Annotated in this window: 24 protein-coding genes; 4 read left to right on the forward strand and 20 right to left on the reverse strand. The window is 41.3% G+C overall.

Annotation, left to right across the window (positions count from 1 at the left end; genetic code table 11):
• Positions 1–60: 60 nt before the first annotated feature.
• Together DS742_RS21395 and DS742_RS21400 are read right to left on the reverse strand one after the other, a co-directional pair.
• Positions 61–1731, reverse strand: a complete 1671-nt coding sequence (locus tag DS742_RS21395; RefSeq protein WP_117419004.1) for a DAK2 domain-containing protein — start codon at positions 1729–1731, stop codon at positions 61–63.
• A 14-nt stretch (positions 1732–1745) separates the two neighbouring features.
• Entirely contained in the window at positions 1746–2102 is a 357-nt protein-coding gene (locus tag DS742_RS21400; protein ID WP_104436177.1) for an Asp23/Gls24 family envelope stress response protein, read from the reverse strand.
• 169 nt (positions 2103–2271) lie between these two features.
• On the opposite strand from DS742_RS21400, the gene rpmB reads away from it, so the two are divergent.
• Positions 2272–2457 carry a 50S ribosomal protein L28 gene (rpmB, locus tag DS742_RS21405; RefSeq protein WP_097004294.1) on the forward strand — a complete coding sequence of 62 codons (186 nt, stop codon included), beginning with the start codon at positions 2272–2274 and terminating at the stop codon, positions 2455–2457.
• Between the two features lie 102 nt (positions 2458–2559).
• Here the strand turns inward: rpmB and DS742_RS28985 are convergent, their stop codons facing one another.
• The 11 genes from DS742_RS28985 to DS742_RS21455 form a co-directional block, all read right to left on the reverse strand.
• The gene (locus tag DS742_RS28985; RefSeq protein ID WP_013272624.1) at positions 2560–2697 is read right to left on the reverse strand and encodes a hypothetical protein; all 138 of its coding nucleotides are present in this window, start codon (positions 2695–2697) and stop codon (positions 2560–2562) included.
• 56 nt (positions 2698–2753) lie between these two features.
• Positions 2754–3164: a GerW family sporulation protein gene (locus tag DS742_RS21410; protein ID WP_117419005.1), complete on the reverse strand. Its 411-nt coding sequence runs from the start codon at positions 3162–3164 to the stop codon at positions 2754–2756.
• A 16-nt stretch (positions 3165–3180) separates the two neighbouring features.
• Positions 3181–4104 carry a DUF2953 domain-containing protein gene (locus DS742_RS21415; protein ID WP_117419006.1) on the reverse strand — a complete coding sequence of 308 codons (924 nt, stop codon included), beginning with the start codon at positions 4102–4104 and terminating at the stop codon, positions 3181–3183.
• A gap of 14 nt (positions 4105–4118) precedes the next feature.
• Positions 4119–4439 (reverse strand): hypothetical protein, encoded by a 321-nt coding sequence (locus DS742_RS21420; RefSeq protein WP_117419007.1) that lies wholly within the window; start codon positions 4437–4439, stop codon positions 4119–4121.
• Positions 4420–5760 carry a hypothetical protein gene (locus tag DS742_RS21425; RefSeq protein ID WP_117419008.1) on the reverse strand — a complete coding sequence of 447 codons (1341 nt, stop codon included), beginning with the start codon at positions 5758–5760 and terminating at the stop codon, positions 4420–4422. Before DS742_RS21425 ends, DS742_RS21420 begins: the two co-directional genes overlap by 20 nt.
• A 24-nt stretch (positions 5761–5784) precedes the next feature.
• Positions 5785–7029, reverse strand: a complete 1245-nt coding sequence (locus tag DS742_RS21430) for a competence/damage-inducible protein A (protein WP_117419009.1) — start codon at positions 7027–7029, stop codon at positions 5785–5787.
• Positions 7030–7031: 2 nt separating this feature from the next.
• A complete protein-coding gene (gene pgsA / locus DS742_RS21435; RefSeq protein WP_117419010.1) occupies positions 7032–7574 on the reverse strand; it encodes a CDP-diacylglycerol--glycerol-3-phosphate 3-phosphatidyltransferase in 543 nt (180 codons plus the stop codon).
• Positions 7558–8898 (reverse strand): 30S ribosomal protein S12 methylthiotransferase RimO, encoded by a 1341-nt coding sequence (gene rimO, locus DS742_RS21440; protein ID WP_117419011.1) that lies wholly within the window; start codon positions 8896–8898, stop codon positions 7558–7560. Before rimO ends, pgsA begins: the two co-directional genes overlap by 17 nt.
• 69 nt (positions 8899–8967) lie before the next feature.
• The gene (gene rpoZ, locus DS742_RS21445; protein WP_104436169.1) at positions 8968–9222 is read right to left on the reverse strand and encodes a DNA-directed RNA polymerase subunit omega; all 255 of its coding nucleotides are present in this window, start codon (positions 9220–9222) and stop codon (positions 8968–8970) included.
• Positions 9223–9248: 26 nt separating this feature from the next.
• Complete coding sequence (gmk, locus tag DS742_RS21450) at positions 9249–9869, reverse strand: guanylate kinase (RefSeq protein WP_117419012.1); 621 nt, start codon at positions 9867–9869, stop codon at positions 9249–9251.
• A gap of 12 nt (positions 9870–9881) precedes the next feature.
• Positions 9882–10760: a YicC/YloC family endoribonuclease gene (locus tag DS742_RS21455; protein WP_117419013.1), complete on the reverse strand. Its 879-nt coding sequence runs from the start codon at positions 10758–10760 to the stop codon at positions 9882–9884.
• Positions 10761–10900: 140 nt separating this feature from the next.
• Here DS742_RS21455 and DS742_RS21460 point away from each other — a divergent pair, with 140 nt between their 5' ends.
• Positions 10901–12643 carry an Rqc2 family fibronectin-binding protein gene (locus DS742_RS21460; RefSeq protein WP_117419014.1) on the forward strand — a complete coding sequence of 581 codons (1743 nt, stop codon included), beginning with the start codon at positions 10901–10903 and terminating at the stop codon, positions 12641–12643.
• A 129-nt stretch (positions 12644–12772) separates the two neighbouring features.
• On the opposite strand, the gene DS742_RS21465 is transcribed toward DS742_RS21460, so the two are convergent.
• The 3 genes from DS742_RS21465 to DS742_RS21475 form a co-directional block, all read right to left on the reverse strand.
• Positions 12773–12967 carry a hypothetical protein gene (locus DS742_RS21465; protein ID WP_117419015.1) on the reverse strand — a complete coding sequence of 65 codons (195 nt, stop codon included), beginning with the start codon at positions 12965–12967 and terminating at the stop codon, positions 12773–12775.
• 245 nt (positions 12968–13212) lie between these two features.
• Positions 13213–13353 carry an exodeoxyribonuclease V subunit alpha gene (locus DS742_RS21470; RefSeq protein WP_097004306.1) on the reverse strand — a complete coding sequence of 47 codons (141 nt, stop codon included), beginning with the start codon at positions 13351–13353 and terminating at the stop codon, positions 13213–13215.
• Entirely contained in the window at positions 13307–13918 is a 612-nt protein-coding gene (locus DS742_RS21475; protein WP_117419016.1) for an accessory gene regulator B family protein, read from the reverse strand. Before DS742_RS21475 ends, DS742_RS21470 begins: the two co-directional genes overlap by 47 nt.
• Before the next feature lie 175 nt (positions 13919–14093).
• On the opposite strand from DS742_RS21475, the gene DS742_RS21480 reads away from it, so the two are divergent.
• Positions 14094–15407 (forward strand): sensor histidine kinase, encoded by a 1314-nt coding sequence (locus DS742_RS21480; protein ID WP_117419017.1) that lies wholly within the window; start codon positions 14094–14096, stop codon positions 15405–15407.
• A 9-nt stretch (positions 15408–15416) separates the two neighbouring features.
• On the forward strand, positions 15417–16157 hold the full coding sequence (locus DS742_RS21485; protein WP_117419018.1) for a LytR/AlgR family response regulator transcription factor: 741 nt from the start codon (positions 15417–15419) through the stop codon (positions 16155–16157).
• A 40-nt stretch (positions 16158–16197) separates the two neighbouring features.
• Here DS742_RS21485 and ilvA read toward each other — a convergent pair whose 3' ends face one another.
• The 4 genes from ilvA to rnc form a co-directional block, all read right to left on the reverse strand.
• The gene (gene ilvA, locus DS742_RS29260) at positions 16198–17421 is read right to left on the reverse strand and encodes a threonine ammonia-lyase (protein ID WP_205692783.1); all 1224 of its coding nucleotides are present in this window, start codon (positions 17419–17421) and stop codon (positions 16198–16200) included.
• Positions 17422–17424: 3 nt separating this feature from the next.
• The gene (ftsY, locus tag DS742_RS29265; protein ID WP_205692784.1) at positions 17425–18366 is read right to left on the reverse strand and encodes a signal recognition particle-docking protein FtsY; all 942 of its coding nucleotides are present in this window, start codon (positions 18364–18366) and stop codon (positions 17425–17427) included.
• Positions 18367–18377: 11 nt separating this feature from the next.
• The gene (smc, locus tag DS742_RS21495; RefSeq protein ID WP_117419019.1) at positions 18378–21938 is read right to left on the reverse strand and encodes a chromosome segregation protein SMC; all 3561 of its coding nucleotides are present in this window, start codon (positions 21936–21938) and stop codon (positions 18378–18380) included.
• A 96-nt stretch (positions 21939–22034) separates the two neighbouring features.
• Positions 22035–22721, reverse strand: a complete 687-nt coding sequence (rnc, locus tag DS742_RS21500; protein WP_117419020.1) for a ribonuclease III — start codon at positions 22719–22721, stop codon at positions 22035–22037.
• Positions 22722–22799: the final 78 nt, after the last annotated feature.

Consider the following 22799-nt stretch of genomic DNA (forward strand, 5'->3'; position numbering starts at 1 on the left):
ATCAAAAACCGGGCAGACTTAAGTCACGTCTGCCCGGAATCATACAGTCCTGACTCCTTTTTATTCTACGGAAATCAGATAATAGTAAATCGGCTGACTGCCGGAATGAAGTTCCACTTCACAATTTGAGAACTGTTCTTCTGCTTTTTCCTTCAGGACAGCAGCATCTTCCCCGCTCACATCCCTGCCGTAATAAATGGTAATGAGTTCTGATTCTTCCTCTACCATGGCTTCCAGCGTTTTAAGCGCAGTGGCTTCAATCTCTTCTCCAACAGCAAGAATTCCATGGTCTCCCAAAGCCATGATATCGCCCTCTTTGATTTCTATATCATCAATCGTAGTGTTGCGGACTGCATAAGTAATCTGTCCGGTCTTTACACGAGCCATTTCTTCCGTCATGTTTGCTTCATTCTCCTCGGGAGATAAATCAGGTGCAAAATTAATAATTGCAGTGATTCCCTGAGGAATTGTCCTGGAAGGAATCACGATAACCTTCTTATCCTCTACCAGACTCTTCGCCTGCTCTGCAGCCAGAATAATGTTCTTGTTGTTCGGCAGGATGTAGATTGTATCTGCATTCACCTGGTCGATGGCGTTTAACATATCCTCAGTACTGGGATTCATGGTCTGACCGCCCTGGATTAAATAATCCGCTCCGATACCGCGAAAGATTTCATCAAGGCCTTCCCCTGCAGATACGGAGATAAAGCCGTATTGCTTTCTTGGCTCAGACTTCTTTTCTTCCGCCTTCTGTTGTACAGCCAGTTTTTCTGATTCTTTAATCAGCCTTTCGTGATGCTCTTCCCTCATGTTGTCAATCTTCATGCGGGATAAGGAACCAAGAGTAAGAGCCTTTTGAATGGCAAGCCCCGGATCATTGGTATGAACGTGAACTTTTACAATATCATCATCGGATACAACTACCAGGGAATCTCCTATGGATTCCAAGTACCCTTTGAATTCCTGCTCTGTTTTTTCATTATATGGCTTTTCTAAATTAACAATAAATTCTGTACAATATCCGAATTTAATATCTGCTTCTTTCAGGGCAATTCCTTCAGCGCTTTTAACCGGCTCCACACGTCCTGCGGCTTCCACCGTAAGATCAACTTCCTTACCGGTAAGGAAATTAAAAGCCCCCTTTACCACCTGCATCAGTCCCTGACCGCCGGAATCCACGACACCCGCCTGCTTTAATACCGGAAGCATCTCCGGAGTCTGGCTTAATACATAATCGCCCTGTTCAATGACCTGATTGCAGAATTCAATGATATCCTCTGTTTCCGTCACCAGCTCAGCAGCTCTTTCTGCCATACCTCTCGCGACCGTCAGTATAGTGCCCTCTTTGGGTTTCATAACGGCCTTATAGGCTGTCTCAGTGGCTCTGACAAAGGAATTAGCCAAAATAGTAACTGTCACCTGTTCAGCGGAGGCGATCTCTTTCGTAAATCCTCGGAACAACTGGGATAAGATTACGCCGGAGTTTCCCCTTGCGCCTCTTAAAGAACCGGAAGAAATTGCCTTTGACAGAGATTCCATGGTTGGATTCTCAATGGCAGCCACCTCTTTCGCAGCTGACATAATGGTCATAGTCATGTTTGTCCCGGTATCTCCATCCGGAACCGGAAAAACATTCAATTCATTAATCCAGTCCTTTTTGGCTTCCAGTTCTTTTGCACCTGCTAAAAATGCTTTCTGCAGCATCTTTGCGTCTATATACTTCATACCCACAGGTAGTTTCCTCCTTAATCAATCACTCTTACGCCTTCGACAAAGATGTTAATCTTATCTACCGTCATACCGGTGAATTCTTCTACTTTGTATTTTACATTTTCAATCAGATTATCCGCTACTGCAGAAATACTGATTCCATATGCTACGATTACATGAAAATCAATGGTGATATGGTTGTCCTGAATCATTACATTAATTCCATGTGTCAGTCCTTCCCGTTTTAAAAGCTTAACGAGTCCGTCCTTCATGCTGACAGCCGCCATACCGACAATACCGAAGCACTCAACTGCGGTGGTTCCGGCGTACATAGCGATAACATCAGGGCTTACCTGGATTTCGCCCAGTTTATTATTGATATAACCCTTCATAGTCTCTACCTCCGTTCTTTCTGTCTGTTATGATTATACATTATTTTTCCAAAAAAAGAAACAAATTTTTAATTTTCACTTGCAAATCGCTGTAATTTCTGTTATCATACACTTGTTGTGGATTTTTCAACCATTAAAAAATCCAAGTTACTTTTAAGGAGGTGCAATCATGGCTAAATGTGCAATTTGTGAAAAGGCTGCTCACTTTGGCAACGCAGTGAGCCATTCCCATAGAAGATCCAATAAGATGTGGAAAGCAAATGTAAAGTCCGTTAAAGTTAAAGTAACAGGCGGCGCTAAGAAGATGTACGTATGTACTTCCTGTTTAAGATCCGGATTAGTTGAAAGAGCTTAATCGTAGGAAACTCCTGACTGGTAGCAGTCAGGAGTATTTTTTTTATAGCTATGAGACCCGGTTAATCCAATCGGGTCTCAATAATAGCAACAGTATTTGCTGTCAGCAGCAAAACAGATTATATCCCAGTACCAGACATCCAATTATAAACAGAATTGTAACGATCGTTGCCGGGATAAACAGTAGGATTGCCATACCTGCTCCAAAACAGAACAGCATAAGTCCGCATACTCTTCTCATAATATCCCTCAATCCATTCAGGCTATATATAATATCCTATGCGGCTTATCCCTTTCTTATTCTTCGGCTTTTTCTTTCTCTGCAGCCGCAGCCATCTCCTCTGCTACTTTTATTGCTTCCGGTGACACCTCTTTATTCCCGGATGTGAATTTGTTGACGAAATCCGGAACCATGTCAAGTATCTTTGTCACTGCATCCTGCTGCTTGATATTCACCAGCTTTGTCACACCGTTTTGAATAATCAGTATGGCACTTGGGCTCATCTTCGCATGCATTCCTCCGGCACCCTTCTCTTTCGCATTTTCAGAAAAGGATCCGGCAGCCATTCCGCAGGTTACATCCACCAAAGGCAGAATAATGGTGTCATCCACCTTCACTGCATCTCCTACAACTGTTTTTGTCGCTACAAAGGCATCCATACCTTTAAACAATGCCTCTACTGTAGACGTAAAATAATTATCTGCCATGAACGTAATTCCTCCTTTAACGAAGCCATCTCTTTAACAGAGTTCTGAAGTTTTTATCAAGAAGCATACGTAAACCAATCATCAGGACCGTTCCAAGACGAATTCGTCCCCGAAATGTGCCTTCTGCGGTAAAAACGGACCGGTCAAAAACCGGATACAGATCCCAGTACTTATGAAAGAACGGATACAGCAGGCTGGCCGCCATAAGTGCCTGTCCGGTCAGACCGGGATCTTCAAATCCAAATGTCACGTTACCATGCCCCTTTATAGGGAAAATATGTCTTACCAGACGTTTCCCCTGTCTGTAAAGCAGCTTTGCAGTCTTCTGATTTTCGCTGTTGGAAAGAAAAGTCTGAATTTCATCTTTCTTCTCTTTCATGTTTCTCAGTGTAACACAAATTCTGTTGTATAAATACTTAATTCTTTCCAGTATATGGATTAATTTCTTCTTTATCTTACGAAATAATGCCTGCAGCCAGGACTCTTTTTCTACTTGTTCTGTTCGTACTGTTTGTTCTGTTTCTTTTATATCTTTCTGTACAGACTGGCTGTTCTCTGACTCTCCCCGGACCGTTTTTTTTACATCCCGCCCCAATTGTCTCGCTTCCTTTACGGTTTCCGGCTCCTTTATTTCCATGGCCTGAACCATAATTTCCTCAGCTTCTTTCAGTTCCTCATCCATCTTTTTCGGTCTCATCATGGGAATTCCAAACAGGCGGACTGCAATCAGAACTTCTTCTTCATACCGGACCGTAACTGAGAGGATATGTAGCAGCCAGGAAATTTTCATGTTTCCCTTCACTTTTTTAAAATAAGATCCTTCTCCGCGGTAACGGACCGGTACGAACAGTACCAGTACAACTGCCAGAAGAATGAGTCCTAAAAGAATCAGGATCAGCAGTCCCAACAGTTTTAAAATAAATAAAATTATATGAAGCATGAACACCTCACATCTTACCGGCTTCTATTTAAAAAATCAGACAGATGAAACCCTTCTGTTTTCCGGTATAAGTCATGAATCACACGTCCGGCTACTTCCAGAGCTTCCCAGTAATCAGCGGCAATGCCGACTATGAAGAAGTCTTTTTCCTTATAAAATGGGGATATTATTTCAGCAGCTGGATAGATATCAAGTATATTATTCCCATTTGAGGCGGGTGTAATCACATAAATATCCAAACCTGGTTTCCCCTTCCTGATTCCCTGAATGATACGGTAACGTTTCTTTTTTGCTTTATCTCCGACGTATAAACGGTTATACCAGCTTATTTTCATAATCCATCAGCTCTTCCAATAATTCCATGCATGTTTCTTTTTCAGCCTGATCCAGGCAGCTGCTAAGACTGCCCTTCATGTATTCCTGGATTTCGTCTATCGAATTAAAGTAAACTGGCAGATCCGATAAAATCTTAGCCATAACTGCACGAACCACCGGCTTTGGTGCATCTGCAAAAAGCTGGTCCAGTTCATGGATATAAGCTTCTGCTTCCTGATCCAGAAAGGCCTTATCTACAACTGTGTTTTCATCACCGGACAGAGTATTCCCCTCTTTTCCCGGAATCATCAGTTCTGCAAAACTGCTTCCAGACAACAGTCTGTCCACATTCATAGAACGGATAAAGTCCGGATCATCAGCGGACTGTTCCTCTTCCTTAAGGACTTCTACTTTTAAATACCGTTCATAATAAGTTTCCTGCCTGCCCTCCAGCTGAGTCAGCTGGTCAAGAAATTCCTCTTCCGTGATGGAAAAATCTTCCTGATTAAATTTAGCCAGAATGCTGCTTAATACAGAGCGGTAAAAAGCTTCCTCACTGACATCAATCACAGCATCCGGCCGGGCATACATAAGTACACACAAATCATTGATCAGATCCTGAATCATCACGTAATAACCGGATTCAGCCGTAAGAACCTGGCTTGCATAGGCCAATTTTGCCGCAGCCTCTTCATAACCTTCAAAGATCATGTTCCGGTAATCCATATGCTTAAACTGCTGCAAAATTTCAAAAATCTCCTTGTGACCATCTTCCATCCCTTCAGGAAGAGAAACCATGGACTCCGTCCGGAGGGTATACATCATGTCACGGAGATTCTCCCTCGGAGAGCCGATATAAACGGAAAGCCCTTCCATAAGAAGGCTGTAAAACTTCTGTTTAGTCAGACGAACAGGAAGCTGACCGATTATCTGTTTGATTCGTCCGTTCATAACAGCGGAATCATTGGTACCAGTTATAAATTCCAGCAGCTTTTTTAAAAATACGTCTTCTCCTGCACTGGTAATACCGGAAGGAGTAAATTTACGTTCCATTCGGTTTAAAATATACTCGTAAATCTGAAAACAGTCTGCAAAGGATGTCAGCACCTCCACTTCATGAGTGATATCTTTTCTCAGTGCCAGCAGATCCTTTTGCGCTTCTCTGCCGGAGATATAATCACCCATAAGGCCGTTTAACTGTCTTAAGTAAGCAGCTATATCCTGGGATTGTGGTTCTTCTTCTGCAACGGTCTCCAATAATGTATAGTAATTTAAGACAAGCCTCACATAAGAATACTGATAAGCAGCAGTCATCTGCTTTTTCATTAAACGGGTTTCCACGCGTTGTCTCCTCTCGGGGGGTTATTAATGGTAATTGGACAGGATGGATCTCCTTAAGAAATCCAGGGCCTTCACTACGGACTGTTCCCTGATTTTCTCACGGTTTCCTTTAAAGTGGTATTCCTCCACCTTTACCTTGTCCTTCATATAGCAGGCAATATATACAAGTCCGACAGGCTTTTCACCTTCTGCATCCGGCCCGGCAATCCCGGTCACTGCAATGCATGCATCTGCATCTGTTGCAAACACACCTCCGGTTGCCATCTCTTTGGCTGTCTGTTCACTGACTGCCCCATATTTTTTTAAAGTACCTTTACTGACATCCAAATATTTTCTTTTCGCCTTGTTGGAATAAGTGATAAATCCCTCCCGGAATACCTCTGAAGCACCAGGAACATTAACCAGTCTTCCAGCAATCAGACCGCCTGTACAGGATTCTGCCGTTGTAACAGTCAGCTCATATTTCTTTAAAAGCCGGACAACTGCCATCTCAAGAGTTTCCTCTTCCTTGGTTGTATATACAGCATTTTCAAACCGGTTTTTAATCTCTTTGACAACAGGCTTAAGCAGATTTTTAGCAGCTTCCTCGTTGTCTGCCTTTGCTGTCACTCTTAAATGTACCTCTGCCGTTTTTGCATAAGTGGCAATGGTGGGATTGGTCTGAGTGTTGATTAAATCAATCAGCTTATCTTCTACCTGGCTTTCGCCGTAACCGCATATTTTAATCATCTGAGAGCGGATTACTTCCGGCTGACGGTTTTGCAGATATGGGAATACCTGCTCTGTAAATAATGGTTTTAACTCGTTGGGAGGTCCCGGAAGAAGAATGGCAGTCTTTCCGTTCTTCTCCATAATAAGCCCCGGAGCAGTTCCGTTGCTGTTGTCAAGTACGGTTGACCCCTGAGGTACCATGGCCTGCTTCCAGTTGTTATCCGGTATATCTTTATATATACTGTTTTTAAAATATTTTTCGATCCGTTCTCTGGTATGCGCATCCTCTGCCAGTTCAAATCCCATCACTTCTGCGCATACTTCCTTAGTCAGATCATCTTCTGTCGGCCCAAGACCTCCGGTAAGAATTACCACATCAGAACGGCTGAGTGCTGTTTCAAGTGCCGCTGAAAGGCGCTCCCTGTTATCTCCAACCGTTACCTGGTGATACATGGAAAGCCCTAAAAGGGCACATTTTTCCGCGAGATACTGGGTGTTTGTATTAACAATGTTTCCGAGAAGAATCTCTGTTCCAACCGATATCAGTTCAACAATCATGATTACATACTCCCTTCCATAAGAACGCGATAATTTTTTGCTATATAATCAACAAGAGAAACCACAGTGAGTACTGCAGCAATCCAGATAAATGCATTGGTAACAATGGACAGCGCAGGTATATTTAAAATCAGAAGCACCGACATCACCATCTGGGAAACAGTCTTAAACTTCCCCCAATAGCTTGCGGCAATAACAACGCCATTATCAGAAGCAACCAGACGGAAACCGCTGATAATAAATTCACGGCTGATAATTACAATAACAATCCAGGCAGGAAGCTGTCCCAGGGCAGTAAAACATATAAGACCGGCACATACCAGAAGCTTATCTGCAAGAGGATCCATAAATTTTCCAAAATTTGTAACAAGACCATACTTTCTTGCAATCTTACCATCCAGCATATCCGTAAAGCTGGCAACTATAAATACAGCAGCAGCTATATAGCGGTAAGTAACATTGGTACCGCCGTCAAGCAGAAGAAACAGAACAAAAAACGGAATCATGATAACTCTTAAAATAGTCAGTTTATTCGGTAAATTCATCTTCCAACTCTCCTATTAAATCATACTCCATCGCTCCGGTAACACGGATCTTTGCAAAATCCCCAGACATCAGTTCCTCGCCTGTCTGTACAAAAATCATTCCATCCACTCCCGGACCATCCATATAGGTTCTTGCCACATAAGCATTCTCATCAGCAACTTTTCCTTCTATCATCACTTCCAGTGTTTTTCCAACCATTGACTGGGAATGATCTATGGATATTTCCTGCTGAAGCTCCATAATCGCATCCCGGCGTTCCTCTTTGATCTCCTGGGGTACCTGATCAGGAAACTCTGCAGCCGGGGTATCCTCTTCTGCAGAATAGGCAAATACACCCAGACGTTCAAACTCCATCTCATCCACGAAGTCCATCAGCTCTTCATGGTCTTCTTCTGTCTCTCCCGGAAATCCGGAAATAAGAGTCGTTCTCAGTGCAATATCAGGAATTTCTGCACGAAGTCTGTTAATGATATCCTTCAGCTGCTCTTTGGATGTTCTTCTTCCCATGCGTTTTAAAATACGGTCACTTGCATGCTGAATCGGCATATCTAGATAACGGCAGATTTTATCCTCTTCTTTTATTACCGCAATCAGTTCGTCCGTAATCTCCTCCGGATAGCAGTACTGGACGCGGATCCACTGAATACCTGATATTTTACAAAGCTTTTTTAATAAATCAGGAAGGGATTTTTTACCATATAAGTCCACACCGTACAAAGTCGTCTCCTGAGCCACTAAAATCAGCTCCTTTACCCCCTTCTCTGCCAGCTTCTCAGCTTCCTTCACCAGATTTTCCATGGGAACACTTCGATAGTTTCCTCTTAAAGCAGGTATGATGCAGTAAGTACAATGCTTGTCACAGCCTTCAGCAATTTTTAAAAACGCGTAATGGCCTCCGGTGGTAAGGATTCTGTCTGTTTCCGTCTCAGGAAGCAGGTCCAGATCATGGAAACAGCTTACCGGTTCTTCACCGCCCAGTGCACCCTTTAAAACATTGGATATCTCATCATAGGTAGAGGTTCCCAAAATACCATCCACTTCCGGAATCTCATCAATAATCTCCTGCTTATAACGCTGCGCCAGACAACCGGTGACGATTAGTGCCTTACAATTACCGTCTGTCTTTCTCTGAGCCATCTCCAGAATGGTATTGACGCTTTCTTCCTTGGCATCGCCGATAAAACAGCAGGTATTGATTACAATGACATCCGCTTCATACTCGTCATCTGTAAAGGTATACCCGTCTCTATTTAAAAGGCCTAACATCATCTCCGTATCAACCAGATTCTTATCACAGCCCAGTGAAATGCATAATAACTTCATGTTTAAACTCCTGTCGTTCTTTTTTCCTGAAAGAAAAGGCCATCTACCCAAACGGAGACGGCCCTCTTCCTAATTATCGTCTTCTTCTGTTGCGTCCGCTTCGCTTAAAATCTTCACTTTGCCCTCATATAACTCTTCTACGGCAACTGAAAGCGGCTTCTTGCCGGCTCCCGGAATCTCAGTATCAGAGCCTCCGATGATCTGTCTTGCTCTCTTTGCTGCGGCAATTACAATAGAATAACGGCTCTGTACAACCGGAGCATCTCCCGGCTCAACCTCACTGTTTACTACATTAATCAAATCTGAATAAGATGGATGTAACATCTTCCATTCCCCTTTCTCAATCGAATTTATATATTTTTTAATTCTTCCCGGATCTGGGATAAAAATGCCATATTGTTGGAAGCGCGTTTATGCTGTACCTGAATCATAAGATGCATCTCTTCCACGCATGTGTCGATCTCATCATTAATCAGAATATAATCATACGCTTCCATGCCCTGTGCTTCTTCAGCCGCCCTGCGCAGCCGGGCATTAATCACTTCCATGCTTTCCGTACCTCTGCCGATCAGACGTCGTTTTAACTCTTGTGCATTAGGAGGCATGACGAACAGCAGGATGGCTTCCGGAAACCGTTCCTTTACTTTCAGAGCTCCCTGGATTTCTATTTCGAGAATAACATCTTTCCCCATTTTCATCTGGTTTAAAACATATTCCTTGGGAGTGCCGTAAGAATGATTGACGTACTGAGCGTACTCAATCAGTTCTTCCTTTTCAATCATATTTTTAAAATGTTCTTCTGTAACAAAAAAATATTCTTTTCCATCCACTTCGCCCGCTCTGGGTGCCCGGGTGGTAGCTGAAATGGACAGCGCATAATTATTATACCGGTTCAGCAGCGCTTTCATAAGTGTGCCCTTTCCGGCACCGGAAAAACCGGATACAACTACCAGCATGCCATGCTCGTTCATACTGCGATTCTCCTACTCAATATTCTGGATCTGCTCCCGTACTTTTTCTATTTCGGTCTTTAATATAATTGCCTTGTCTGACACCTCTAAATCACTGGCCTTAGAAAGAATGGTATTGGCTTCCCGGTTCATCTCCTGAGCGATGAAATCCAGTTTTCTGCCCACAATTCCCCCTGCCTCCAGTTCAGACCGTGTATGTTCAATGTGGCTTCTTAACCGGACCGTCTCTTCATCCACACAGATCTTATCCGCATAAATGGTAACTTCTGCAGCAATTCTTCCTTCATCAATGGCAGCTCCTGCCAGAAGTTCTTTCACCTTATCTTCCAGTTTGGCCCGATATTCCACAAGAATCTTTGGAGATCTTTCTTCAATAAATTCAAGAATATCATTCATCAGGGTCAGCTTTCCAAGGAGGTCCGCCTTTAAATTTTCGCCTTCTGTTAATCTTGTTTCCACAAAACGTTTTGCAGCTTCCTCTACTGTTTCTGAAAGAAGCTTCCACATCTGATCCTCATCTTCCGGTACTTCTTCCATAATAAGTACTTCCGGACATCTGGCGAGTGCAGAAACCTTGATATCGTTCTGAATTCCGAACTGCTCTTCCATCTTTGCAAAATATCCCATGTATTCAGCAGCCAGCGCACTGTTATACTTTAAACACATCTTGTTTTCTGTATAATCTTCATAACTGATAAAAACGTCTACTTTTCCGCGCTGAATATAATTCTTTAACAGATTCCTGATTCCTGCTTCAAAGAAATTAAACTTTTTCGGCATCTTTATGCTTAAATCCAAATATCTGTGATTTACAGCCTTCATCTCGACGGAAATTTTATATTCATCCGTGACGGTTTCGTACCTGCCGAAACCTGTCATGCTCTTAATCATTACAAATGCCTCTCTTTCGCCATAGATATAAACCATTATAAGTCATAATAAAAAACAAGTCAAATGGTTTTAAATTTTACAGAACACAGTTTCTGTGATATACTATCTTCATCTAAAAACCTTACCGGAGGACTCAAACAATGGCATTAGATGGAATTGTTATGGCAAATCTCACGGCAGAAATGAAAGACCGGCTGGAAGGCGGAAAGATCTCTAAAATCGCCCAGCCGGAAAAAGATGAACTGCTGTTTACTGTTAAAAATCAAAAAAATACATGGAAGCTTTTAATTTCTGCCAGTGCCAGTTTACCACTGGTTTATTTTACGGAAAACAACAAGCAGAGCCCCTTAACTGCGCCCAATTTCTGCATGCTTTTAAGGAAGCATATCGGCAATGGACGTATTATGAAAATCAGCCAGCCGGGTCTGGAAAGAATCCTCTGCATGGAAATCGAACATCTGGATGAATTAGGTGACAGACGAACAAAAAAACTTATGATAGAGATCATGGGCAAACACAGCAACATCATCTTCTGCAATGAAGAAGATATGATCCTGGACAGTATTAAGCACATATCTGCCCAGGTCAGTTCTGTGCGTGAAGTTCTGCCTGGAAGAAAATATTTCATACCCCAGACCATGGACAAAAAAGATCCGCTGACGATTACAGAAGAAGAATTTATTGCAGTTCTGAAGCACGCGGCTGCGCCGGTACAGAAGAGCCTTTATTTAAACTTAACCGGTATCAGTCCCATTATCGGCCATGAACTGTGTCATCTGGCATCCATAGATGGAGATCATTCCGCCAATGAACTGACAGAAACGGAGCTTTTGCACTTATACCGCATGTTTACCTTTATGATAGAAGATATTAAAAAAGGATCTTTTAAACCAAATATTATCTATAAAAATGAAGAGCCGGTTGAATTTGCAGCCGTGCCGCTCACCTGCTATGAAGGCAGTGATTATGAAGCGAAAACATTCGAATCCATCAGTACTCTTTTGGAAACCTACTATGCGACTAAGAATGCAGTGACAAGAATCCGCCAGAAATCAGTGGATTTAAGGAAGATTGTTCAGACAGCCCTGGAACGCAACTACAAAAAATACGATTTGCAGGAAAAGCAGCTGAAAGATACGGAGAAAAAGGATAAGTACAAAATATACGGGGAGCTTTTAAATACCTATGGTTATGAGCTGACAGGCGGTGAAAAGCAGCTAACCTGCCTGAACTACTATACCAATGAGGACATTACCATTCCACTGGATGACCAGCTGTCCGCCAGGGAAAACTCCCAGAAGTATTTTGACAAATACAACAAAATGAAACGAACGTTTGAAGCTGTCACAGGACAGATAAACGAGACCAGACAGGAAATCGAACATCTGGAGTCCATCAGCGCCGCACTTGATATCGCCCTGCTGGAAGAAGATCTTGTTCAGATAAAAGAAGAACTGATGGAGTATGGATACGTCAAACATCGAAAAAGCGGAGACAAAAAGCCGAAAGTCACCAGCAAGCCCTTCCATTATATTTCATCCGATGGATTTCATATGTATGTTGGCAAGAACAACTATCAAAATGAAGAACTGACCTTTAAAGTTGCAAGCGGTAATGACTGGTGGTTTCATGCCAAAGGAATCCCTGGTTCTCATGTGATCGTTAAATCAGAAGGAAAAGAGCTTCCAGACCGGACCTTTGAAGAAGCCGGAGCCCTGGCAGCATACTATTCTAAGGGAAAAGACAACGATAAGGTTGAGGTGGATTATATTCAGAAAAAACAAATCAAAAAAGTTGCAGGAGCAGCTCCCGGGTTTGTGATCTATCATACCAATTATTCTATGGTTGCGGAACCGGGTATTCGATCGGAGGAATTAAAATGATCTGAATTTTAAGATTTACAGATATAACGCAGACTTCGGACCCTGAGGGGTCCGTTTTCTCTATTTTCGCAAAAAGAAGCGTTAATTTCAGATTTCACATCTGCTTTACAACGCTTCATTTATTAATACTTAAATTTCTAACATTTCTATAATGTTCTTTCTTTCTGGTATAGTTGTTATTATTTCAATGCAATATTCTTCCGGGATGATCCCCCTCATGTTATGTTTTGGTAATATACTTATTTTTTCAATTGCATTATTTCCAATAATATCTGGTTTCTTTTTTTCCATCTTTAAAATTTTTATAAATAAATTTTCTCTCATATACCTTTCTCCTAACTTTGTCATCTGCTTACTTAGGAAAAAAAACTACATGCCAATATAAAAAACGTTATATAATACGTAAATCTGCTGCCTTTTAATAGATACCGAAAGACAGCAGATACTCCCCTTTTTGTATAAGAAAAAACAATGTCTTCCTATACTATATGCTTTTTCACTAAACAACGTTTTTATAATTCGTTGAATTACTCATACCGGAATTTCTGATGATGTCTTCTTTTCTAAAATTACTTTGCATTGCGCATCTTTAACACTTCTTCCGGAATTTTTCTTTCATAAACTCCAGCCGGAATGCTTCTCCCTACAGAATTAAGAGATACTTTAACTAATGCTTTCTGCAATTCTTTTACTACTTCCTTTTTCATCATCCTCAATCTCCTTTTTATTTGTTTTGTTTTTAGGAAATAACGTTAGTATTTCCAAAACAACCGGATAAATAAGTAGTTCTCTCAGTGACGGATTCAGATATGCAACCGTCATGATAAGAGTTAAAACAGCAATAGAATACAGTTTCTTTTTCAGAATATCTTTTGGAGTAAAATATTCTATGTTAATGGTCCTTGGTGCAAAAAACAAAATAACGATTAATGAAATAATATAGATGTATGGCAACAGGGAAAGTCCGATTGGTAAATATGTATGTCCGGTTAATGATACAACCCATATTAGCAGCATACTAAGCCCACATCCAGTTCCCGTTCTTGCATGTACCCCGCCAGCCTGCAACCTGAGTCCACAGAAAGCTGATAATATAAGAAGAGTCTCCAGTCCTTTTCCAATCATAATTCCTATGGTCTGAATGAATAAAAACTTTACAATATTATCCAATAACAGTTCAATTCCATATTGAATTACATCGCTTTCTTCTTTACTTTTGGGACTGATTTCATTCATCCAACTATTAAGCATTAATGCCATTTTATCTATGCCCATTTTTCCACCACCATTTAACCATATATTACCATAACTTTAAGATAAAAAATATTTTTGCAATTATCGTTGTGTATTTTATCTTAAGCGTCAAACATGGGGATTTTTCATACAATTAGCTTTACTTTCTATTTCCAACAAGGTACAATAATAGTATTTACTAGCGAGGTGAGACACCATGACATATTTTATCTATACCTTTACAGGAGGTCTTTGTAATTATTTCTCCTGCGTTAATTTGCTGCCCAAAAAACTCTCTGTATTAAAAAGCTTTCTTTTATTTTTATATGCTTTCGGATCTCTTTTTCTCTTTAATCATGTTTATGGGCAGGCTGGTACTTTTATTACACTTACAGGTATACTGATAATTGTATGTATTATAACAAAAAACGATTATCTAAGCCTGGGGTGTTATTTGTTCGGATATCTATATATCATTGCATTTAATTATCTGTTTATGTACATTGCAGGCGAAGTACTTAAAATGGATATGATATCTATGCTTAAACATGATATCATGAACATTGCTTTTTCATGTTTATACTGTGTATATTGTGGAGTTACAACTAAATTAATCGGAATATTTATTCATAAAAAATTAAATATCTCCAAATATCTGACGAACCAGCATATGCTTAAAGCTATACTAATCGACTTGTTTCTTTTGGTGTTTTTCTTTGTTTTTAATTTTTCATATGGTGAACGTTTAGGATATAATTATGGTGTAATCGCACTTAATGGAATTATCTTTTTATTGCTGTTCTCTATTACTGTTTTTCTAATGTATTCTATTTATAAAGTAACCATGGGAGAACAAGCTTATAAATTTCGTATGGCACAGTACGAAAATCTGCAGAGCTATACAGAGAAGCTGGAGAACTCTTACGGCATAATGCGAAAATTTAAACATGATTATATGAATATACTCAGTACGATGAGTGGCTTTATGGAAGAAAATGACATGGATGGATTAATTGAATATTATGAAAAAAGAGTTCTTCCTATCAGTCACTCATTTTCGGAATCAGATACAAAACTGGGTGCTCTCTCAAAAATCAAAGATACCGCCATGAAAAGTCTGCTATCATCGAAATTTATTTATACGATGGAGATTGGTATTAATTTAAAAATCGAATTAACTGAAATAATTGACGATCTGGTCATGGATACTCTTGATCTTTCAAGAATTATTGGGATTTTTTTAGACAATTCTATAGAAGCAGCTATGGATACAAATGAAAAAGAATTATATTACTGCATGTTTTATAGGGACAATGACCTTTACATAATTATACGAAATACTTCTCTCCCTCTAAGTCATGCAATCTCACAACTTTGCAGCCACGGCATATCCACAAAAGGGGAAGACCGCGGAGTAGGACTTTATAACGTATCTCTCATACTAAGCAACTATAACAATATTATCTGGGATACTACTTACGAAGAACCTTACTTTACTCAGAAACTGATTCTTAGAAAAGGTGTAAAATAGGTGTTATAAATGATTCATATATATCTTTGTGAAGATGATAAAAGACAATTAAAAAGATGGAAAGATATTATTGAAAAATATTTGTTAATGAATTCTACAGAATCTATTCTTTACTGCACTGCCTCGAATCCGGAGGAACTTTTATCATATAGGAAAAAGTCAGGTATTACAGGTCTGTATTTTCTTGATATTGATTTACAGGCCAGACAAAACGGAATTGAACTGGCTCAGGAAATACGAAGATATGATCCTCGTGGTTACATTGTTTTTGTTACAACCCACAGTGAAATGGCTATTCTTACGTTTCAATATAAAGTGGAAGCAATGGACTTTATTGTAAAGGATGAACCCAAAACTCTGCCGGATCAAATCTGTGCCTGCGTACGGAATGCAGAAGCAAACTATAAAAACCAGCTAAATGTATCAAACCGGCTGTTATCTGTAAAAATTGATAAATCATCTCTTATTCTGGACCAGAATGATATAATTGCAGTAACAACCGGAGAAGATTATCATAAAATTATGATACATACGAAATCGGGAGTTAAACAAATAACCGGCACTTTAAAAGAGCTGAACGCAATACTAAACTCTGCCTTTTGTCAATGCAGCCGCTCTGTTATAGTAAATTTAAAGCATGTAAGTAAATATTCCAGAGAAAATGCCATGCTGATTATGGATAATAAAGAATCTTATCCTGTATCTTTTCGTATGATGGGGAAGGTACAGAAAGCGTTAAATAATTTATAGTTTTTTCAAAAAAGCCGGATTTAATCCGGCTTTTTCATTCTTAATCTCCGTATGTCCCCTTGGATTTTACCAGCTTTGGCCGATAACCCTGAGAAGTAAGCGCAGCCATAATGGCGTTCTTATGATCTGTTCCAAATGCTTCCAGGGTAATCCTTAATTCCACTGCCGTATTACGGTTAATGCTGATAAACTGGTTATGTTCCAGGCGGATGACATTGCCCTGCTCTTTTGCAAGAAGGGCGGACACCTTTGCCAGCTCTCCCGGCTTATCAGGAAGCAGTATTGATACGGTAAAGATACGGTCTCTTTGTATCAGTCCAAGCTGTACGATGGAAGCCATGGTGATCACATCCATGTTTCCTCCGCTTAAAATAGATACAATTTTTTTGTTGTCTACATCGATATGCTTTAAAGCAGCAACAGTAAGCAGACCGGAATTTTCTACCACCATCTTATGGTTTTCCATCATATCAAGGAATGCTACAATGAGTTCTGAATCTTCAATTGTTATAATACTGTCCACATTTTCCTGGATGTATGGGAAAAGCTTGTCACCCGGACATTTTACTGCAGTGCCATCTGCAATGGTATTGACACTGGGAAGAGATACCACTTTTCCCTGGCGAATTGATTCCTGCATACAGTTTGCGCCTGCAGGCTCCACACCAATTACTTTAATCTTTGGATTTAACATCTTTGCCAGTACGGAAACTCCTGTGCAAAGACCGCCTCCGCCGATTGGAACCAGAATATAATCAACAGTCGGAAGCTCTTTGATGATTTCCATGGCTATGGTACCCTGACCGGTTGCCACATCTAAATCATTAAAAGGATGTACAAAGGTAAGCCCTCTCTCCTCTGCAAGCTTATAAGCATGGCTGCAGGCCTCGTCAAAGACATCTCCCTCTAAAATTACTTCAGCACCGTATCCTTTCGTCCGGTTAACCTTCATCAGGGGTGTTGTTGTAGGCATGACAATGGTAGCGGGAATTCCGGCAAGCTTAGCTGCATAGGCAACACCCTGAGCATGATTGCCGGCAGAGGCGGTAATCAAACCTTTGGATTTTTCTTCCTCTGTCAGAGTGCTGATTTTATAGTAAGCGCCTCTTACCTTATAAGCCCCGGTATACTGCATGTTTTCCGGCTTAAAGTACACCTTATTTCCAGTCTGAGCGGAAAAATACTCACTGTAAATAAGTTTCGTTTCCAGGGTGACCTTGCCAACGACTTCTGATGCTTCCTCAAACTTTTCCAATGTCAACATAATTTACGCCTCTTCTTTCTCTTCTACGTGAAACAATGCATTTACAAATTCTTCTGCATTGAATTTCTGCAAGTCATCAATTTTCTCCCCGACGCCAATATATTTCACCGGGATTCCCAGCTCGGATTGAATTGCCACCGCAATTCCCCCCTTAGCCGTACCATCCAGCTTGGTAAGTATAATTCCGGTAATGTCTGCCACTTCCATGAATTGTTTCGCCTGTACAAGAGCGTTCTGTCCGGTAGTTCCATCTAAAACCACAAGAGTTTCCCGATATGCTTCCGGATATTCCTTATCAATGATCCGATTGATCTTTTTCAGTTCTTCCATCAGGTTCTTTTTATTGTGGAGACGTCCTGCCGTATCACAGATCAATACGTCTGCCTGCCTGGATTTTGCCGCAGCAACCGCATCATATACAACTGCAGCCGGATCAGAACCTTCCTGTTGGGCAATAATATCAACATTCGCCCTCCTCGCCCATTCTGTCAGCTGTTCAATCGCTGCTGCACGGAATGTATCAGCTGCTGCAACAATGACTTTCTTACCATCATCCTTCAGCTGTCCTGCCAGCTTACCAACAGAAGTGGTTTTTCCAACTCCGTTTACTCCGATAATTAATAAAACAGAGCGGCGTTTTTCGAATTCATAGGCATTTTCACCCAGGTCCATCTGGTCCATGATACTATCCATAAGAAGCTGCTTGCATTCTGACGGATCCTTAATGTTTTTTTCCTTTACCTTTTTTCTTAAGTCTTCCACAATTGACGTCGTAGTCTGGATGCCCAGATCACCCATGATCAGAATTTCTTCAATTTCTTCATAAAACTCGTCATCAATGGCCGAAAAACCGTTGAAAATGGAATCCACACCTGCGATAATATTATCTCTCGTTTTTTGCAGTCCAGCTACCAGTTTTCCAAAGAATCCCTTTTTTTCTCCCATTGTCGGCCTCCTTAACTTTCTAAATCTTCTTCGATCAGATTAACAGATACAAGCGTCGAAACGCCTTTTTCCTGCATGGTAATACCATACAGACGGTCAGCGGATACCATGGTACCGCGTCTGTGGGTAATAACTATAAACTGTGTAAATTTTGTCAGCTTATGCAAATATTTTGCAAAACGATCAACATTGGAGTCATCAAGCGCAGCCTCAATTTCGTCAAGAAGACAGAACGGGGATGGCTTTAGATTCTGAATTGCAAAAAGCAGCGCAATTGCTGTCAGCGCCTTTTCCCCTCCGGAAAGCTGCATCATATTCTGCAGTTTTTTTCCGGGCGGCTGGGAAACTATCTGTATTCCTGCCTCAAGGATATCTTCATCCTCTACAAGTTCAAGTGCACCGCGCCCTCCTCCGAACAGTTCCTTAAAGACTTTGTCAAATTCCACTCTGATTTCCCGGAATTTTTCCTCAAACTGTTTGCGCATTCCTGTATCCAGCTCATCGATAATTTTTAATAAGGTTCCCTCTGCAGTGATAAGATCATCATGCTGGGTTTTCATAAATTCATAACGCTCTGATACTTCCTTATAATCCTCAATGGCGTTTACATTTACATTACCGAGCTTGCGGATCTCTTCCTTTAAGGATCCTATCATTTTTTTAATATCCGGCAGAGAAGTCCACTCTTCATTCCTTAAAGCCTCAGCTTTTGAAAACGTCAGTTCATATTCATTCCACATGTAGTTTACATGGTTTTCCATACGTTCTTCCATTTTTTCCTTCTGGCTCTGGAGGCGGAACAGTTCCTTATCCAGCAGGCTGATGCGCTGAGTAAGTTCCTCCCGTTTTTGAAACAGTTCTTTCTGCTCTTTCGATTTCGCTTCTTTTTTAGCCAGCTTCTCACTAATTGCCTGATCCAGTGTTTCTCTGGCTGAACTGATTTCCGTCATTCGGGCTTTGATGGATTCAATTTCCTTCTGTTTTTCTTCTATGATCAGACCGGAACCGCTAGTTCCCTGAGACAGTTTTAACAGTTCCTCTTCCAGCCTGCTTATTTCATCCTTCACACGCCGGATATTTTCCAGCTCAAAATCATCCTTTTGCTTCAGACCCGAAGCCGTTAACTGTGCTTCTGATAAATCTTTGGAGAACTTTTCCCTGTCAGCTCTTGCTTTCTCAAGATCGGCATTCAGACCTTCCAGTTCACTGTCTATTTCCCCGCTTCTGGCTGCCAGTTTTTCCACTGCAAGAATCAGATCCTGCCTGTTTTCTCCGATCTCTTTTTTCTGAACCTCCAGCTGGGTATTTTCCAGTTCTAAATCCCCATAGGACTCTACAATTTCAGCTTTTTTATCTTCAATCCTGTGCAGATTTATTTTAACCGTATTCTGTCTTAAATAAAGCTTCTGCTTTTCACTCCGGATCGTTTCAAGTTCTTCCCTGCATTCACTTAAGAGACCTTCATTCATAACCAGTTCTGTCTCAATCTGTCCGGTTTCTTTCAGTGCCTTTTCACAGGCGGCCTCCAGTTCCTCCATCTCGCGCTTTCTTCCCAGTAAGTTACTGGTATTCTTAAAAGCACCTCCTGTCATGGAACCGCCTGCACTTAAAAGTTCGCCTTCCAGAGTTACAATTCTTAAAGTGTACTGGAATTTCTTCGCAAGGGCAATTGCATGGTCAATGGTATCCACAACAACCACTCTGCCAAGAAGATAATTCATCAGTCCCTCGTACTGGCTGTCTGCCTCAACCAGAGAATTGGCAAGTCCCAGAACTCCCGGTTCGTTAAGTGCTTTCTCCTGATTGAAGCCATTCTTGTTACCAATACTGGTAAGAGGGAGAAATGTGGCTCTGCCGTATTTGTTTTTCTTTAAATACTCGATCAGCTGCTTTGCTGTCTGGTCCGAGTCGGTAACAACATTCTGAATGCTTCCGCCCAGTGCCGTTTCAATGGCAACCTCATACTTTTTTGAAACAGTAATCAGATCCGCAACAACACCATGGATACCCCGTATCCGGTCCTTCACTTCCATGACCCGGCGGATGCTGCCGCCATATCCTTCATACCGCTCTGCCAGATTACGAAGGGATTCCAGCTTGGTGGAACAGGTATGGTACTCCTGCTGTCTGTCATTTAAGTTTTTCCCAAGCCGTTTTACTTCACGCTCCAGTTCCTCCGCTCTGCTTTCACTTTGTTCCTGAAGTTCATTGTACTTAAGAATACCGGTATCGATCTCATCCGATTCTTTTTGAAGCACCAGAAGCTGCTGATCCTGTTCTGACTCATCGCTTTTATATTTTAGAAGCTTTTGAAGAACTTCAGACCTTCGTACATTTACCTGCTCCAGCATGGTTTCATAACGCTGCTGTTTGGCATTTAAGGCAGCCTTTTCATTAAGGAGCTCTATAATACTTCCTTTTCCGGATTCAATCCTTTGTTCCAGAAGACGAATTTTTTCATCCTCTGCAGCAAGTACCGCCTCACCCTGTTTCAGCTGATCTAATGCAGCTTTTACAGACTCGGCAATAACAGAACGTTCCTCTTCATAGGAAGCCGCCTGGGACTGTTTCATATCTATCTCGGAGTGAATGGATCTCACCCTGCCTGCAATATGCTCCGCATTCATCTGTTCCGTATTGATCTGCTCTTTCAAAACATTAATACGGCCCTGCAGATTTCCTGTTTCAATTTCAGAATTGTTTTTTTCATTGCGGCTTACTAAAATAGATTCATCCAGTTGGGATAAATATGTATCGAGGGTCTCATATTGCTCTCTTATGCCTTCTGATGTGTTTTTTGCATCATCCAGATCGCGGCTGACGATCACTTCTTTCTCATCCACTTCTTTCATCTGGAGCCGCAGCCCTTCTGTCTCCATCAGGAACTGATTTACATCATACTTTTTCAGTTCTTCCTTTAATCTTAAATACTCTTTCGCAGCCTCAGACTGCTTTGCCAAAGGGCCGACCTGTTTTTCCAGCTCTGAAAGAATATCGCTGACGCGTACCAGATTCTGCTTTTCATCCTCCAGCTTTTTCTGGGCGATGGATTTGCGGCGTTTAAACTTGACAATTCCGGCTGCCTCATCAAAAAGCTCCCTGCGCTCTTCCGGTTTACCGCTTAAAATCTTGTCAATCTGGCCCTGTCCGATTATAGAATAACCTTCCTTGCCGATTCCGGTATCATAAAAAAGTTCATTAATATCCTTTAAGCGGCAGGCGCTTCCATTGATCATGTACTCACTCTCGCCGGACCGGTAAACTCTTCTTGAAACAGTCACCTGATCATAATCAATGGATAAGTGATGATCGGAATTGTCTAGCGTTATGGCTACATAGGCAAATCCCTGGGGTTTTCTCAGCTCTGTTCCTGAAAAAATAACATCCTGCATACTGGAACTTCTTAACTGTTTTACTTTCTGTTCACCCAGTACCCAGCGCACCGCATCAGCAACATTGCTCTTACCGCTTCCGTTGGGGCCCACAATGCCTGTTATTCCGTTATGAAATTCGAATACTATTTTATTGGCAAAAGATTTAAACCCCTGAATCTCTATACTTTTTAAATACATACTCCACGCTGACAGCCATCACCAGCTGCCCTTTCTTTACCTTATTATTGTCCATGCTTTTTGGACATAAAGGGATACCCGAAGGGTGTTACCTTATTATTGTCCACGCAGCTTCAGAATTCCATGATAAGCCGCCACCTGTTCCGCAGCCTTCTTGGTTCTTCCGGTTCCCTGTCCGATAGGTTTATTCCCGATTTTTACCTGAGTCTCAAAAATCTTATTATGATCCGGACCTTCTTCCCTTAAGAGTTCGTAAGTCAGTGCCTCCTCTGTCTGGCTCTGAACAATCTCCTGCAAGATAGTCTTGCTATCATAAAAGAGCTGCTTATGTTCCAGATCATTCATGATGAATCGAAGGATAAACTCTTTTGCATTAGCAAAACCACCGTCCAGATAAATGGCTCCTATCAGTGCTTCCATCGCATCTGAAACAATCGAAGCTCTTCCTCTGCCGCCGGTTGACTCTTCGCCCCGGCCAAGTAGAAGATATTCTCCAAGCTTTATCACTTCCGCACAATATGCAAGTGTCGGTTCACAAACAATGCTCGCCCGGATCTTGGTTAAATCGCCTTCCGGCTTTTGAGGATACTTATGATACAGACAATCACTGGAAACAACCTCCAGTACCGAATCACCTAAGAACTCAAGTCTCTCATTGCACTCTGTCTTATTCATACGGTGTTCATTGGCATAGGAGCTGTGGGTCATGGCCTGTGTCATAAGATGCTTGTCTGAAAAACGGTAACCAATCCGTTCTTCCAGTTCTTTTATATTTCTGCTCATCTCATTCCTCTTTCCTTATTATTGTCCATGCTTTTTGGACATAAAGGGGTACCCGCAGGGTGTTCCTTATTATTGTCC

The organism is Lacrimispora amygdalina (genome assembly GCF_003432035.1).
Taxonomy (GTDB): domain Bacteria; phylum Bacillota; class Clostridia; order Lachnospirales; family Lachnospiraceae; genus Lacrimispora; species Lacrimispora amygdalina.